The organism is Cellulophaga sp. HaHaR_3_176 (assembly GCF_019021925.1).
Taxonomy (GTDB): Bacteria; Bacteroidota; Bacteroidia; order Flavobacteriales; family Flavobacteriaceae; genus Cellulophaga.
Genome location: NZ_CP058990.1, coordinates 1,989,386 through 2,005,000, shown reverse-complemented (window position 1 = coordinate 2,005,000; position 15,615 = coordinate 1,989,386). Strand labels below are relative to the sequence as shown.

14 protein-coding genes (1 of these 14 running past the window's edge) are annotated in these 15,615 nt (G+C 30.3%); 4 read left to right on the top strand and 10 right to left on the bottom strand.

The features are described 5' to 3' along the window. From H0I23_RS08840 to H0I23_RS08805, 8 genes are all read right to left on the bottom strand, one after another. Positions 1–772, bottom strand: partial view of a DUF4249 family protein gene (locus H0I23_RS08840; protein WP_216782871.1) — the 5' portion only. It extends 95 nt beyond the left edge of the window; the window shows 772 of its 867 coding nt (coding positions 1–772); the start codon lies at positions 770–772; its stop codon lies off the left edge, out of view. A 4-nt stretch (positions 773–776) separates the two neighbouring features. Continuing rightward, positions 777–3,176 (bottom strand): TonB-dependent receptor, encoded by a 2,400-nt coding sequence (locus tag H0I23_RS08835; RefSeq protein WP_216782870.1) that lies wholly within the window; start codon positions 3,174–3,176, stop codon positions 777–779. Positions 3,177–3,281: 105 nt separating this feature from the next. Next, a complete protein-coding gene (locus H0I23_RS08830) occupies positions 3,282–5,501 on the bottom strand; it encodes an NADP-dependent isocitrate dehydrogenase (protein ID WP_216782869.1) in 2,220 nt (739 codons plus the stop codon). A gap of 362 nt (positions 5,502–5,863) precedes the next feature. Continuing rightward, positions 5,864–6,214 carry a 50S ribosomal protein L19 gene (gene rplS, locus H0I23_RS08825; protein ID WP_216782868.1) on the bottom strand — a complete coding sequence of 117 codons (351 nt, stop codon included), beginning with the start codon at positions 6,212–6,214 and terminating at the stop codon, positions 5,864–5,866. A gap of 441 nt (positions 6,215–6,655) precedes the next feature. Continuing rightward, complete coding sequence (gene trmD, locus H0I23_RS08820; RefSeq protein ID WP_216782867.1) at positions 6,656–7,333, bottom strand: tRNA (guanosine(37)-N1)-methyltransferase TrmD; 678 nt, start codon at positions 7,331–7,333, stop codon at positions 6,656–6,658. 130 nt (positions 7,334–7,463) lie between these two features. Then, positions 7,464–8,090, bottom strand: coding sequence for a tRNA (guanine-N1)-methyltransferase (locus tag H0I23_RS08815; RefSeq protein WP_216782866.1), 627 nt, complete (start codon positions 8,088–8,090; stop codon positions 7,464–7,466). A gap of 77 nt (positions 8,091–8,167) precedes the next feature. Then, positions 8,168–9,616, bottom strand: a complete 1,449-nt coding sequence (locus H0I23_RS08810) for a glyceraldehyde-3-phosphate dehydrogenase (protein ID WP_216782865.1) — start codon at positions 9,614–9,616, stop codon at positions 8,168–8,170. Positions 9,617–9,739: 123 nt separating this feature from the next. Beyond that, a complete protein-coding gene (locus H0I23_RS08805; RefSeq protein ID WP_216782864.1) occupies positions 9,740–11,134 on the bottom strand; it encodes a S1C family serine protease in 1,395 nt (464 codons plus the stop codon). A 130-nt stretch (positions 11,135–11,264) separates the two neighbouring features. Between H0I23_RS08805 and dapF the strand changes: the two genes are divergently transcribed. From dapF to H0I23_RS08785, 4 genes are all read left to right on the top strand, one after another. Further along, a complete protein-coding gene (dapF, locus tag H0I23_RS08800; RefSeq protein ID WP_216782863.1) occupies positions 11,265–12,041 on the top strand; it encodes a diaminopimelate epimerase in 777 nt (258 codons plus the stop codon). Continuing rightward, a complete protein-coding gene (locus H0I23_RS08795) occupies positions 12,034–12,558 on the top strand; it encodes a GNAT family N-acetyltransferase (protein WP_216782862.1) in 525 nt (174 codons plus the stop codon). The genes dapF and H0I23_RS08795 overlap by 8 nt, the downstream gene beginning before the upstream one ends. Next, on the top strand, positions 12,558–13,601 hold the full coding sequence (gene mltG, locus H0I23_RS08790) for an endolytic transglycosylase MltG (RefSeq protein ID WP_216782861.1): 1,044 nt from the start codon (positions 12,558–12,560) through the stop codon (positions 13,599–13,601). The genes H0I23_RS08795 and mltG overlap by 1 nt, the downstream gene beginning before the upstream one ends. A 147-nt stretch (positions 13,602–13,748) precedes the next feature. Continuing rightward, a complete protein-coding gene (locus H0I23_RS08785; protein WP_216782860.1) occupies positions 13,749–14,378 on the top strand; it encodes a hypothetical protein in 630 nt (209 codons plus the stop codon). Positions 14,379–14,422: 44 nt separating this feature from the next. Here H0I23_RS08785 and H0I23_RS08780 read toward each other — a convergent pair whose 3' ends face one another. Further along, positions 14,423–15,139: an SAM-dependent methyltransferase gene (locus H0I23_RS08780; protein WP_216782859.1), complete on the bottom strand. Its 717-nt coding sequence runs from the start codon at positions 15,137–15,139 to the stop codon at positions 14,423–14,425. Positions 15,140–15,146: 7 nt separating this feature from the next. After that, complete coding sequence (locus H0I23_RS08775; RefSeq protein ID WP_216782858.1) at positions 15,147–15,611, bottom strand: low molecular weight protein-tyrosine-phosphatase; 465 nt, start codon at positions 15,609–15,611, stop codon at positions 15,147–15,149. Between the last annotated feature and the right edge of the window lie 4 nt (positions 15,612–15,615).

The window sequence follows — 15,615 nt, the reverse complement described above, 5'->3', positions numbered from 1 at the left end:
CAATACTTTCAAAATTATCAATTTCAACATCTGTAACATTTATAATATTACCCCTTACGGTACCTGCAGGAGTCTGAAAAGGTCCTTGAGTTTCTCCACTTTGTGCAAGTATTTGATTCATATAATTGTAAAATGGAAAATCAATACCTAATAAACTAATTTCAAAACTGGTATTATCTTGAAATTTTTGATCATAAAAATAAGAGAAAGAAAATTGTTCGTTTTTATAAAAAATATCTTCTGTTAAAAGATATTCATCAAAATTTAAGTCAAACAAATAATAATTATCATCATCTGGTAAGTCAGTAAAAGAAATCTTTATTTCAGTTTCATCATTTCCAAAAAGACTATCATCTCCTTGATTTAAATTGTCTATAACAGGAGCGTTTACAAATTCTGTTATAGCAACATATGTTTCTTCATTATATAATATTCCTAAAACTATTCTACCCTCAGTTAAAAATTCACGATTTATATTTATAAAATATACTCCTTGTTCATCTTCTGATTCTCTTAATAAAATGGTATTATTAGATTCTTTATCAATATTTTGGATAATAATCTGATCTAATTTAGCAGGTTGTATTTCATCAAAAAAGGAACTACTTAGTTTTGCTTTAACTTCGATGTAAACAATTTCATCTTCAGGTGCAATTTTAATTAAAGCATCTATTGTTAACCTTGGTTCTTCAGAAGGAACATCAACATCAATAACATCTTCGCAGCTTATAAAAGCTAATGTCAATAATAATAGTGTATATATGTTTTTCATTGCTTTAAAATTTAAAATTATAAGTGACTGAAGGAACAATACCAAAAATTGAAATACGGTTGGCTTCGTTCATATTTGTTTCGTTATTTTGTCTAAAAGTAATTGATGCAGCATTTTTTTGATTATAAACATTATAAATACTAAAAACCCATTCACTTTTTAATCTTCTTGAGCTATTCTTTTTAGGAGTAAGTGTTGCTGAAATATCTAAGCGATGGTAATTTGGTAAACGTTCTGTATTTCTCAATCCGTAGTAAGGAACATTTAAGCCTTGAAATTCAAATTGGCCAATAGGATAATTGGTAGGCTGTCCAGTTTGAAAAGCAAAATTTGCATTAATATTCCATTTTTGATTTAATTCATAACTCCCAAATATTGAAAAATCATGAGTTTTATCATAAGGTGTATTGTACCATTCTCCATTATTGATACCAGTTTCAACTACAGCAGTACCTTCATAAATAGGCAGATCTCGTCCTTCAGTTCGTTGCTCTGATTTAGAAAGAGTATAAGAAAACCAACCTTGAAATTTGCCTTGATTTTTTCTAAATAAGAACTCTAATCCATAAGCTCTAGCTTTACCGTTTAAAATAATTCTTTCGATTGCATTATTTGCAATCAAATTAGCACCATCAATGTAATCAATTCTGTTTTTTACATTTTTATAAAAGACTTCACTTTCTAATGAAAATACATCATCATTTATACTTTTAAAATATCCAAATGCATATTGATCAAGCTTTTGTGGTTTTATATATGGCCCTGAAGGCGTCCAAACGTCAAGTGGAGTAGGGGAGCTTGTGTTAGATAATAAATGCAAATATTGAGTTAGCCTAGTGTAACTAGCCTTTAAAGATGTATTATCATTAATCGCATACGAGGCTGCAAATCGAGGTTCAAAATTTGTGTAAGTAGTTAAACTTTTTCTTCGTGAAACATCTTTTATTCCAATTGGGAGAGCTTCTTGATAAATTTGTAATAGAGGATTAAAAATAACAGGACTATCATTTAAATATTCAAAAAGATCATCTTGGCCTAGTCTATTAAAAGTACTAAATCTTAAACCATATTCAAGACTTAAGTTTTTAGTAATATCATGCTCAATATCAATATAAGCAGCAAATTCATTAGCATATTTTTTAGCTAATTGATCTTCAATAATGCCAGAATCATCTCTACTTGGAGAAATTTTGCCAGGATTAAATTGATAATATATATTATTTATGCCGTAGTTAATTTGTAGATTACTATTAAGATAATGTTTCAAGTCATATTTTAAATTAAAATTTTGAATACCAGAATTCCAATTAAAGCCAACAAAATCTAATTTAAGTCCATAATAATAATCAGAATAGATAAGGGATAAATTTGAAAATAATTTATCTGAGAATAAATGATTCCATCTTAAATTACCTACTGAATTACCATAAGTATTTACGAAACTATCTTTCAAACTAAATACATCACGACCAAAGTAGCCAGAAAGGAAAAAACTGTTTTTATCGTTTAATTTAAAATTTAATTTTGTGTTTAAATCATAGAAATATGCTTTGTTTTCTATATCGAAAAGAGGTAAAAATAGATGAGCATATGAAGATCTTCCCCCTATCAAGAATGCAGCTTTATCTTTAACTATAGGACCTTCTAATAATAACCGGCTTGCTACAAGACCAATACCGCCATTTGCTTCAAATTTTTTACTATTTCCTTCTTTTTGAAATATTTCTAAAACAGAAGAGACTCTTCCTCCATATCTAGAAGGTATTCCTCCTTTAAATAATTTTATATCTTTAATAGCATCGGGGTTAAATACAGAGAAAAAACCAAATAAATGTGATGAGTTAAATATAGTGGCTTCATCTAATAATATTAAATTTTGATCAGCTGAACCTCCTCTTACGTTAAAGCCAGATGAGCCTTCACCAGCATTACTTACTCCAGGTAATAATACAATGGCTTTTAAGACATCAGCTTCGCCTAAAACAACAGGTATTTTTTTAATAGTACTAGTTGATAAACTATTGACACTCATTTGAGGTGTTCGAATATTCGTTTTTTCAACATTTTCAGTTACTATAATTTCAGAAAGTTGTTCAGCTTCTTCTTCAAGTTGAAAATCTATTTTGATATCATTTTTTAAATCAACAGATTTTTTTACTTCCTTATAGCCTAAATAGCTAATTACTATAGAGTATGTTCCTTCTGGAAGAGTAAGAGAGTAAAAACCATATTCATTAGTTGTCGCTCCTGTTTTTAATTCAGGTATGGCTATGGTTACGCCTATTAGAGTTTCATTGCTGTTATTGTCACTAATTGTTCCATTTATGGTATGTTTATTTTGAGAAACGGAAATGAATGGTAACGTAAAGCAACAAAATACTATGAAATGTTTTATAGCAGTCATTGTAGCATTTTTTTACAAAAATACTTGATTTTAATGGAGTTGTCTAAAAACAAAAGCCTTTTCTAAATGAATAGAAAAGGCTTTTAATTCTTGTGATTTTTAAAGTTATATACTTTCTAAAATAGTATTGAAAGTTTTGCTAGGTCTCATTGCTTTAGCAATAAGATCATCATTACCTTTATAATATCCTTCGATATTAATTTTAGAACCTTGTGCATTATTAAGCTCGTCTACAATTTTAGCTTCATTTTCATTTAGAGCATTGTAAATTGGTGTAAATATGTTTTTAAGTTCAGTATTTTTACTTTGTTTAGAAAGTTCTTCTGCCCAGTATAATGTTAAATAAAAGTGACTACCTCTATTATCTAATTCACCTACTTTCCTAGAAGGAGACTTGTCATTATCTAAGAATTTTTCAGTAGCAGCATCCAAAGCATCAGCTAAAACCAATGCCTGATCATTATTGTATTTTTCTCCGAAATGTTCTAAGGAAACCCCTAAGGCTAAAAATTCTCCTAAAGAATCCCATCTTAAATGTCCTTCTTCGGTAAATTGCTCTACGTGTTTTGGAGCAGAACCTCCAGCGCCAGTTTCAAATAAACCACCACCATTCATTAAAGGAACAATAGAAAGCATTTTAGCACTTGTGCCAACTTCTAATATAGGAAATAAATCAGTTAAGTAGTCTCTTAAAACATTACCTGATACAGAGATTGTATCTTCTCCGTTCTTAATACGTTTCAATGTTGCTAAAGTTGCTTTTTCAGGAGATAATATTCTAATTTCCAACCCAGAGATATCATGAGTAGGTAAATATGTATTAACTTTCTTTATAAGTTCAGCATCATGAGCTCTTTCTTCATCTAACCAGAAAATAGTTAAATCTTTGGTAGCTCTAGCTCTAGAAACAGCTAATTTAACCCAGTCTTGGATAGGAGCATCTTTTACTTGACACATTCTCCAAATATCACCAGATTCTACATCATGAGAGATTAATGTTTTATTAGTGTTAATGTCAATAACATTAACAGTTCCAGAAGCACTCATTTCAAATGTTTTGTCATGAGAACCATACTCTTCAGCTTTTTGAGCCATTAAGCCGACATTTGGTACTGTACCCATTGTGGTAGGATCAAATGCTCCATGCTCTCTACAAAAATCAATTGTAGCTTGATAGATACCAGCATAGCTACTATCAGGAATAATTGCCTTTGTATCTTGGGCTTTTCCATTTTTATCCCACATTTTACCAGAGTTTCTAATCATAGCAGGCATTGAAGCATCTATAATTACATCACTTGGTACATGTAGGTTTGTAATACCTTTATCAGAATTTACCATGGCTAAATCAGGACCATTAGTAATAGCTTTTTCGATATCGGCTACTATTTCTTTGTGTTTAGCTTCTGGTAATTCAGTTAATTTATTTAATAAACTTTCTAATCCATTATTAGTACTTACACCTAAGTCATCAAATGTTTTCGAATGTTTTTCAAATACATCAGAAAAGTAAACTTCAACAACATGACCAAATATGATTGGGTCAGATACTTTCATCATTGTAGCTTTCATATGCACAGAAAAAAGAACATTTTTTTCTTTAGCATCTTTTATTTGCTCTTTTAAAAAGCTTATTAGGGCTTTTTTACTTAAAATGGTAGCGTCAATAATTTCGCCAGAAAGTAATCCTAGGTTTTCTTTTAAAATTGTTTTAGATCCATCTTTAGCAGTAAACTCAATATTTACTTTGGTAGCATCTGTTATCGTTAATGATTTTTCATTCGATTTAAAATCATTATCGCTCATTGTTGAAACGTGAGTTTTAGAGTCAGAACTCCAAGCTCCCATAGAATGAGGATTCTTTTTTGCATAATTTTTCACAGCTCTTGGAGCTCTTCTGTCAGAGTTCCCTTCACGTAAAACAGGATTTACAGCACTACCTTTAATCTTGTCGTAACGAGATTTCACTTCTTTATCTGAATCACTTTTAGGCTCATCAGGGTAGCTAGGTAAATTATAACCTTTACTTTGTAGTTCTTTTATAGCCTCTTTTAATTGAGGTAAAGAAGCACTGATATTTGGTAATTTTATAATATTAGCATCAGGACTCTTTGCTAAATTTCCTAATTCAGCCAAATCATCTGCTATTTTTTGATCTTCTTCTAAGAAATCAGGAAATGTAGCTATAATTCTTCCTGCAAGTGAAATATCTTTAGTTTCAATTTCAACTCCGCAATTTTTAGTAAAAGCTTTAACAATTGGTAAGAAAGACTGAGTAGCTAAAGCAGGAGCTTCGTCAGTTTTAGTGTAAATTATTTTTGGCATTATTAAGTTTTATATAAATTAAGCGACGTAAATATACGATTTTATACTCTTTTTTATACCGTCAATTAGAGGAATATATTGTGATAAATAATATAAAATAAGTGTTTTTTGTGGTGCTTTTTAATAACGATAAAAGCCATATCAATACTATTGTAGTGATATGGCTTTTTTAGAAATAGTTTACAAACTTTGTTGTCTTGTAATTTATACAAAACGGCAACCATTGATTGCATTTACATCACTATTTATATTTCTAAATTAATAAAAAAAAATATATAAACAAAAATTTTAACTTTTGTAAATATTATTGAGCATAAAAAAACCCGCTAATTGCGGGTTTTAATATTATATGATGAGGAAAATTAAGAACGAATTTCTTTAATTCTTGCTTTTTTACCAGTAAGACCTCTAAAGTAAAAGATACGAGATCTTCTAACTTTACCTTTTTTGTTAACTTCTATTTTTTGAAGTGCAGGCATATTCACAGGGAAAATACGTTCTACTCCAATAGTTCCAGACATTTTTCTGATAGTAAACGTTTCTGATGCACCGTTACCTCTTCTTTGTATTACAACACCTCTAAAAAACTGAGTACGTGTTTTCTCACCTTCCTTAATTTCATAATAAACTGTGATAGTATCACCAGCTGAAAATTTTGGGAATTCTTTTTTTGTTACAAATTCGTCTTGAACAAATTTTAATAATGCTTCCATCGCTTTGATTTACTGTTTGTTATAAAGCAACATTCACGATTATCGTCAGAGGTTGATTTATTGGAATGCAAAATTAGTTAAAATTTGAGAAGTGGCAAGCTTTTATATTATTATTTATCTAACTTTTTTAAATAGTCTAATATCAATAAACATAAACCGAAAATAAAAATAGAATATGCGATAGATTTAATAATGGAAACAATACTAGAGATGAGAATTATATTTTCTACAGAAGTTGAATTCAAACTAAGTATAATTGGTTGAGCAATATTAGCTATAAGACTAATTAAAGTTCCTATAAGCAACAAAATAGAAGCTGTTGTGTTCTTACTTTTTATTAGAAAAATAAAACAAAAAACTAGAAGAACGACTTGGGTAAAGCCGTAAATTGTAGGACCAATATAATTTAATATAGATGTTGTTTCATTGATCATAATGTGTTTAATCTTTTAATAAGTCTGGGCGTAATTTTTTTGTACGATCATATGCTTGGTCTTCTCGCCATTTCTCAATTTTAGGAAAGTTGCCACTCAATAGAATTTCAGGAACTTTCATTCCTTTATATTCAGCGGGTCTTGTATAAACAGGAGGAGCTAATAAATCATCTTGAAAACTATCAGTAAGTGCTGATGTTTCATTATTTAAAACACCAGGTATTAATCTAATAATAGTATCGCATAAAACAGCTGCACCTAGTTCTCCGCCAGAAAGTACATAATCACCAATTGAAATTTCTCTGGTAACAAACATATCTCTCACCCTTTGGTCTACACCTTTATAGTGACCACATAAAATAATGACATTGTTTAATAGTGACATCCCATTTGCTATTTTCTGATTTAGAGTTTCGCCGTCTGGAGTCATGTAAATAACTTCATCATACTCACGTTCTTCTTTCAATGCAGAAATACATTTATCAATAGGTTCTATCATCATTACCATACCGGCACCACCACCAAACTGGTAATCATCAATTTGATTGTAGCTTAAATTAGTGTAATCACGTAAATTATGCATGTGCACTTCTACAATACCTTTTTCGATAGCTCTTTTAAGAATGCTAGCTTCAAACGGACTTTTAAGAAGTTCAGGGAGTACTGTTATAATATCAATACGCATAATTAATTTTTAAGGGTAAATAAAAAAAGCACTTTAAAGTATGAGTAAGAAAAGCTTATATATTATAAAAACTTTATACTTTCATGTAAAAAACGAAAGTATAAAGTTTAAAGTAGATAAAAATGGCTAATTATTTAGCCTTTTTATTTTTATTAATTTCATCTTGATATTGTCTACTAATTTTTTGTTCTCTTTCTAATGCTCTTCTTCTGTGTTCTTCGTATTCTACTTCTAACTCAGATAAGTTAGTTTTAGCTTCTTGAGTTAAAATATTACTATTTCTAAATCTATAGATAAAGAATAGTAATAATAATAAAAGACCTGCAATTAATGTCCATAAAATGGCATTATAAGTAGATTTTGAAATTAATATTCCGAAAAATGAGATACTATCTTTTTCTTCAGTAACAGCTGTTAAGTTGTTTGATGTTTCAGAAAGTTTATCATTTAAAGAGATGATAGTTTTTTCACTCTCAGATATTGTTGCTTTTAATTCAGCTGTTTTTTTGTTTATTAAACTTAAAGTGTCTGCAACATTTTCTCTAAGTTTATCAAAACTTGTTACTTTAACAACTTCATAACGAATACCTGCAGCTCTATAATTACCAGATTTTTTAGCTAAATATTCAAACTGATCACTTACTGAGCCTGTTTCTTTTGCAGAATCATCTTCTTGATCATCATCAGAAGTTTGTGCGTATTGAAAGTTAAAAGCTAATAAAGTTAGAGCTAAAAGAATTAATCTAATTTTTTTCATTTAATATGTTCTTTTTATTAATATCTAGTATTAGAGAAGCGCTAAATTACTTCAATAATATTAGATAGGGAAAAAAATTAATAATAAGTAAACCTTCTTACCTTAGAAATATACTTTGCAAGCCTAATTACTTGGTGAGAATAACCATATTCATTATCATACCAAATATATAAAACTATACTTTTTCCGTCTTCTGAAACTAATGTAGCTTTGCTATCATATATAGATGGAGCAGATGTTCCCACAATATCTGAAGATACTAGCTCATTATTTAAAGAATATTTTATTTGCTCTACTAAGTCACCTTGTAATGCATATTTTTTCATAATTGTATTTATACTCTCTTTTGATGTTTTTAAATTCACATCTAGATTTAAAATAGCTAAAGATCCATTAGGTACCGGTACTCTAATTGCATTGGAAGTTAATTTACCTTCTAAATTAGGTAGCGCTTTTGTAACTGCTTTTCCTGCTCCTGTTTCTGTAATAACCATATTTAAAGTAGCGGCTCTACCTCGGCGGTATTTGCTGTGCATATTATCTACTAGGTTTTGGTCATTAGTAAAAGCATGTATAGTTTCTATGTGTCCTTTAACAACACCTAATGAGTCTTCAATTACTTTTAAAATAGGGGTAATGGCATTAGTTGTACATGACGCTGCAGAAAAAATCTTATGTTCTTTAGAATCAAACTCTTTATGGTTTACACCGTGTACTATGTTTGGTATCCCTTTACCTGGGGCAGTTAATAAAACTCTTGAAGCCCCTTTAGCTTTTAAATGTCTAGATAAAGCTTCTTTATCTCTAAAGGCGCCTGTATTATCTATTATCAAGGCATTAAATATGCCATATATAGTATAATCAATATCTTCGGGTTGTTTTGCATTTATAATATGTACTGTTGTGCCATTTATAATAAGTGCTTTATTTTCAGCATCTACATCTACAGTACCTTTAAATTCGCCATGTATAGAATCTGTTCTAAGTAGGCTTGCTCTTTTTTCTAAAACCTCAAAAGTAGCTTCACCTCTAACAACAATAGCTCTCAAGCGCATTTGACTACCTTTTCCTGTTTTAGACATTAACTCTCTTGCAACAAGGCGGCCAATTCTTCCAAAACCGTATAAAACAACATCTTTAGGGATAATTTCTTGAGCACCATCAGCTCCTTTAAGTTTGTTAAAAACAAATGCCTTTACATCTTCTTCGTTTTCATTTTCTGAATGGTATTCGTAGGTTAGCTTACCTATATCTAATTTAGAAGGAGGCAACATCATATCATTTATTGCTCTAAGTATTTCTACAGAATCAAAAATAGATATTGGTTTTTGTACAAATTCTCCAGCATATTGATGTAAGTTGATAACGTCACTTACATTTTTATCTATTACTTGATTTTTGAACAAAACAATCTCTATTGATCTATCATACCATAAATCGCTAATGATTTTAATAAACTCTATTGTAGCTTTTCGTCTGTCTGCTTGAAAAGCAAGTTCTTTTTCGTAAGATGTAATATTGCTCATTTCTTAAAAATTTGTATATTTTTTTAGAATTTCGCACAAAAATAGATATTTCAAACGTTTTCGTAACAATTTTTTGTATAAAAAATGCTCCATGAAGGAGCATTTAGTTTTTCAATGAATTTCTTATTGAAGAATTATACGTTCTTTTTCTCCTTTTTTATTAAGCATGTTAATACTTGTATTTCTATATCTCGATATTTTGCCAAATAAAACCTTAGCATCTTTAATATCGTTTATTTCTTCATCACCAACAGAAAGTAAAACTTTACCATCTAAACCGTAACCTTGGTATCTTTCAGAAACACCAATAATTTTTACGCCTTTTTTAGTTTTAAATTCTTTACGATCTTTTTCACTTAAGTTTTTTACTTCTAAGTCCATAATAGGTAAAACGATAGACTGTCTTTCTTTTAATGTAACAGGTATTTCTATAGATTCTCCATCTCTGTCTAAAGTAACCAGTATTTCATCACCAGGTCCTTTTGTTGATAAATAACCAGTTAAGTCAGGATATTTATGAATTGCGATTTCATCTAGTTTTTTTATAATATCTCCTGATTTTATTCCAGCATCATAAGCGCCAGAATCTTCAGAAATATCATCAACATAAACACCATCAATACTATCTATTCCTTTTTTTATGGCATATGGAGTGTCTAAACGAACAGCAACAATACCTAAAATACCTTTTTGAACATTGCCATATTCTAGAATATCATCAACTATTTTTTTAGCAATGTTACTCGGTACAGCAAAGGAGTACCCTACGTAAGAACCTGTTTGTGATGTTATAGCAGTATTAATACCAATTAAATCTCCGTTAGTATTAACTAAAGCACCACCGCTATTACCTGGGTTTACTGCTGCATCTGTTTGTATAAAAGATTGATCAATTCTCCCCAAAGACCTTGCTTTTGCACTCACAATACCAGCAGTTACTGTAGACGTTAAATTAAAAGGATTACCTACGGCTAATACCCATTCCCCAATTTTTGCATTATCAGAATCACCAAATGCTAAATATGGTAATTTATTATCTGTATCAATTTTTATAAGAGCAATATCAGAATTAGGGTCAGTACCTATTAGATTAGCTTGATATGTTTTGTTATTATTTAAAGTTACTTGTAGTTGAGAAGCTCCATCAATTACATGGTTATTAGTAACGATGTATCCATCAGGTGAGATAATTACACCAGAACCAGCTCCTTTAATTTGCGGTTTCGCTTCCGTTTCATAACCATATAAAAATTCCATTAAGTTTTGAGGGGCATCATTAATAGATAGGTTTTTAACGTGAACAACAGCGTTTACCGTGTTTTCAGCAGCAGATGTAAAATCTACTTCATTAATACCTGCTCCTTTAGCAGATGTTGGTGTATAATTTACTTGAGCAAAAGGAGTATTCGCATTTTCAGTAAAAACATAAGAATGTTGTTCAAAAAACATTTTATAAGCCCCAAGTGTAATTACAGCTGTTAATACAGAAACCAATAATAAATTTGCAATTTTCTTCATAATCAATTTACATTTTAACTATTCTTATGTAAAATTAACAGTTTTACATGAGAGAATGATTTGTTTAACGTCTTTTTAACTGCTAAAATTCCCTTAATAAAATACTACCTTTGTAATATAACAGAATAGAATGACACATACTTTTTATAAATTTCAAGGAACAGGTAACGATTTTGTAATGATCGATAACCGACAAGGTGAATTTGACAAAAATAATACCAAACTAGTTGCTTTTTTATGTGACAGAAAATTTGGCATAGGTGCAGATGGACTTATATTATTAGAAAATGAAGAAGGTGTCGATTTTAAAATGGTTTACTTTAATTCTGATGGTAATGAAAGCAGTATGTGTGGTAACGGAGGTCGTTGCCTAGTTGCTTTTGCTGAACATTTAGGGGTTATAAAAGAATCGACAACTTTTAATGCAGTCGATGGTTTGCATTTCGCAACGATAAAAGAAGACATTGTAAGTTTGCAAATGAAAGATGTTAATGAGGTGAAATTAAAGCCTAATGCTACTTTTTTAGATACAGGTTCTCCTCATCATGTGCAATTAGTTGAAAATATAGAAAACCTTAAAGTAAAAGAAGAAGGGGCAAAGCTTCGTTATGGTTTATATGGTGAAAAGGGAAGTAATATAAATTTTGTTGAACCTATAACGGATGCTAGTTTTAAGGTTAGAACTTATGAAAGAGGCGTTGAAGATGAAACATTGTCATGTGGTACAGGTGTTACAGCTGTAGCTATAGCGATGCATAAAACAGGGAAAACAAAAGCAAATACAATACAAATTGAAGCTGAAGGTGGAAAACTAGAAATTAAATTTGATGTATCAGATAACATCTATTCAAATGTTTTTTTAACGGGGCCTGCAAAATTTGTATTTAAAGGAGAGATAAATGTTTAGCCTTAAAGGACAACATATATATTTGAGAGCTCTTGAGCAAAGTGATTTAGATTTTCTATATCAATTAGAAAATAATACAGATGTTTGGGAAATTAGTGGTACCACAGCTCCATATTCTAGGCTAACACTGCAATTATATTTAGATAATTCGTACAGAGATATTTATGAAGTTAAGCAGCTTCGTTTGTGTGTTTGTGATTTAGATGATAATGTAATTGGTTTGATAGATTTATTTGATTTTGACCCTAAAAACAAAAGAGCAGGAGTAGGAATCATAATTTTAGCAGATAATAATAAAAATAAAGGTTACGGTACAGAGGCTCTTGAGTTATTATGTGGGTATTCAAAAGTAACATTAGAGCTTCATCAACTTTATTGTTCTATTTTAGAAGATAATGTAGCAAGCGTTCATTTATTTAGTAAGCTAGGCTTTGAGCAAATTGGAATAAAAAAAGATTGGATTCGTACCAATGGGAAATTTAAAAATGAAATTTTTTATCAAAAAGTATTAGATTAATGTATTTAAAAAAGATTGTTTTAGCCGTTTCGGCTATTGGTTTGGTTATTTGTGGAATATTTGCATACAAGGTTTATGGTGCATTTTTTACACCTAACACTATATTTAATAATGAACAGGCATTTGTTTTTATTCCTTCGGATGCTGATTTTGAAGAGGTGAAAACTACTTTAACTCCTTTGTTAGATGATATAGATTCATTCGCAGCAGCAGCAGAAAGAAGAGGTTATAGCTCTAATATAAAAGGAGGAAAGTATGTTATTAAAAAGGGAATGAATAATTATGAAATTATTAATGCTATACGAAGTAAGAATATTACAATAAAATTAGCTTTTAATAATCAAGAAACTATAAACGATTTGGCTGGTAGAATAGCTTCACAGATTGAAGCAGATAGTGTTTCTCTGCTAGAAGCGTTTAACGATTCTGACTTTTTAAAAAAAAATGGATTTGATGGAAACTCTAAACTTGCAATGTATATTCCTAATAGTTATGATTTTTACTGGAATACTTCAGCAGAAACCTTCAGGGCTAAAATGCTTAAAGAATATCACAGGTTTTGGAATGAAAAGAGATTAGAGAAAGCAAAAGTACTGAATTTAACCCCTATCGAAGTTTCTACTTTAGCATCAGTTGTGCATAAAGAAACAGCTAAAGTAGATGAGCGACCAAGAGTAGCGGGTGTTTATTTAAACAGATTAAGAGATGGTATTTTGTTGCAAGCAGATCCAACAGTAATTTATGCTTTAAAGCTCCATACTGGAGATTTTAATCAAGTTATTAAAAGAGTTTTGTATAGAGATTTAGAATTAGACTCTCCTTATAATACTTATAAATACGGTGGTTTGCCTCCAGGACCAATTGCAATGCCAGATATTACAGCTATTGATGCGGTGCTAAATTCAGAAAAACATGGTTACTACTATTTTGTAGCAAATGTTGAAAATTTTGGGTATCATAAGTTTGCAAAAACCTTATCGCAACACAACCGAAATAAAGAACAGTACATCCGTTGGATAAATAGTAAGAAGATAAGCCGGTAGTTAAATAACCTGATTTTAACTTCACTTTATCTAAAAAACGGAAATTTTAAGACTTTCCCAACATTATAGTCTTTTTATCAGGGCTACCTTTGTCCCGATAATTTAAGCAAGCTATTTTTTAGTCGTAAGTCTTAAGAAATTAAATGTATGAGAAAGTGGATAAACGTAAGTTGTCCTCTTATCGTGATTTTTACCTTAGGTAGTTATGGATTTAAAAACACAGAAAAAAGTGTTCCTGATTTTTTAAGAGTAAAAGAACCTACTTTAGTATCGTTTCCCAAAGACGAAACTATAAATGAGTACCCTGTTGAGTTACCACCTTTTGTTGGTAGTTCGTATATTGGTTTTAAAGAAGCTATTGGCTTTAAAGAATCGCAGGGTAGATATGGAGTTGTAAATACCTTGGGGTATTTAGGAAAGTATCAATTCGGAATTGGTACCTTAGAATTAGTTGGTATTTATAATGCTGATTATTTTTTAAGAAATCCGCAATTACAAGAAAGAGCTTTTAAAAGCAATATTTCTCGTAATATGTGGATATTAAGAAAGGATATTAAAAGGTATTCTGGTTTTAAAGTTGGGAACTCTCATATTACAGAGTCAGGTATTATTGCCGCAGCACATTTAGCAGGTCCGGGGAATGTTAAGAAATTTTTACGTTCTGGAGGTTTAAATGATGTGAGCGATGATTATGGAACGACAATAAGTCGTTACATGAAATTGTTCTCTGGTTATGATCTTTCGATTGTAGTTCCAAAAAAGAATGCTAGAATTTAGAGTATTAGTTTAAAAAAAAGCCTCACAAATAATGTGAGGCTTTTTTATGCTTGTATGATAAATATTGTTGGTCTTTTGTGTAAGTCTATGTTTTCAGAAGACCAATCTTTAACCATTTTTGTTTTTATATACTCTGTAGGTAAGGTTATGTCGCATGCTACACAAACTTTAGTAAATTGATTTAGTGTTTTGCAGAGCTCAGCGAATAACTTTTCGTTTCTGTATGGTGTTTCTATAAATAATTGAGATTGATTAGCGTCTTTAGATAATTTTTCTAATCTTTTAATAGCCCCTTTTCTTTCTCCTGATTCTATAGGTAGATAGCCATTAAACGCGAAATTTTGTCCATTTAAACCACTAGACATTAAAGCTAGTAGAATAGAGGAAGGGCCAACTAAAGGCACTACTTGGATATTCTTCTCGTGAGCTATGCGAACAACGTCAGCACCAGGATCTGCAATTCCTGGGCAACCAGCTTCAGATATTATACCCACATCATGCCCATCTAAGCAAGGTTGTAAAAAAGTAGGAATCATTTCAGGTTCAGTAAACTTATTTAAAGATTCTAAATTTAACTGAGATTGTGATTTGCCTGAACTTATTTTTTTTATAAATCGACGAGCAGTTTTCTCATTTTCAACAATAAAGTAATTGGTGTTTTCAATTGTTCTTTTTATTGAAATAGGAAGAACCTCTAAAGGTTCATTTTCACCTAATGTTGTTGGTATTAAAAATAACTTACCTAATTTATTACTGTTCATAGAATGGTTAATCTTCTTTAAACTTAGTAAAATTATTTGCAATAATAGTACAAGCTTCGTCAATTAGTTGAAAAACGTGTTCAAATCCATTATCATCATGGTATGGGTCTGGCACTTGCTTTTTGTCTTGAGTTGTTTCTTGTAGTAAAAGTGTAACCTTGTCTTGGTAGGCTTTATTATCAGTCAGTTTAACTATATCGGCATAGTTATTTAAATCCATTACATAAATATAATCGAAGGTTTCAAAATCTTTAATATCAAATTTTCGACAACGTTGGTCTAAAATATCTATACCATGCTCTTTAGCAACAGCTATAGATCTGTGGTCTGGTAAATTACCAATATGATAACCTCCAGTTCCTGCAGAATCTATAAAATAATCTTTAGAATTTAATTTGTCTTTAAGAATACCTTCAGCTAATGGTGATCTGCATATGTTACCAAGGCAAACCATTAGAATTTTAGTCTTCATAATA

Excerpts from the sequence above, each read along its gene's own strand:
- H0I23_RS08835 (WP_216782870.1), bottom strand. The coding sequence starts at position 3,176 with ATGACTGCTATAAAACATTTCATAGTATTTTGTTGCTTTACGTTACCA.
- H0I23_RS08830 (WP_216782869.1), bottom strand. The coding sequence starts at position 5,501 with ATGCCAAAAATAATTTACACTAAAACTGACGAAGCTCCTGCTTTAGCT.
- rplS (WP_216782868.1), bottom strand. The coding sequence starts at position 6,214 with ATGGAAGCATTATTAAAATTTGTTCAAGACGAATTTGTAACAAAAAAA.
- trmD (WP_216782867.1), bottom strand. The coding sequence starts at position 7,333 with ATGCGTATTGATATTATAACAGTACTCCCTGAACTTCTTAAAAGTCCG.
- H0I23_RS08815 (WP_216782866.1), bottom strand. The coding sequence starts at position 8,090 with ATGAAAAAAATTAGATTAATTCTTTTAGCTCTAACTTTATTAGCTTTT.
- H0I23_RS08810 (WP_216782865.1), bottom strand. The coding sequence starts at position 9,616 with ATGAGCAATATTACATCTTACGAAAAAGAACTTGCTTTTCAAGCAGAC.
- H0I23_RS08805 (WP_216782864.1), bottom strand. The coding sequence starts at position 11,134 with ATGAAGAAAATTGCAAATTTATTATTGGTTTCTGTATTAACAGCTGTA.
- dapF (WP_216782863.1), top strand. The coding sequence starts at position 11,265 with ATGACACATACTTTTTATAAATTTCAAGGAACAGGTAACGATTTTGTA.
- H0I23_RS08795 (WP_216782862.1), top strand. The coding sequence starts at position 12,034 with ATGTTTAGCCTTAAAGGACAACATATATATTTGAGAGCTCTTGAGCAA.
- mltG (WP_216782861.1), top strand. The coding sequence starts at position 12,558 with ATGTATTTAAAAAAGATTGTTTTAGCCGTTTCGGCTATTGGTTTGGTT.
- H0I23_RS08785 (WP_216782860.1), top strand. The coding sequence starts at position 13,749 with ATGAGAAAGTGGATAAACGTAAGTTGTCCTCTTATCGTGATTTTTACC.
- H0I23_RS08780 (WP_216782859.1), bottom strand. The coding sequence starts at position 15,139 with ATGAACAGTAATAAATTAGGTAAGTTATTTTTAATACCAACAACATTA.
- H0I23_RS08775 (WP_216782858.1), bottom strand. The coding sequence starts at position 15,611 with ATGAAGACTAAAATTCTAATGGTTTGCCTTGGTAACATATGCAGATCA.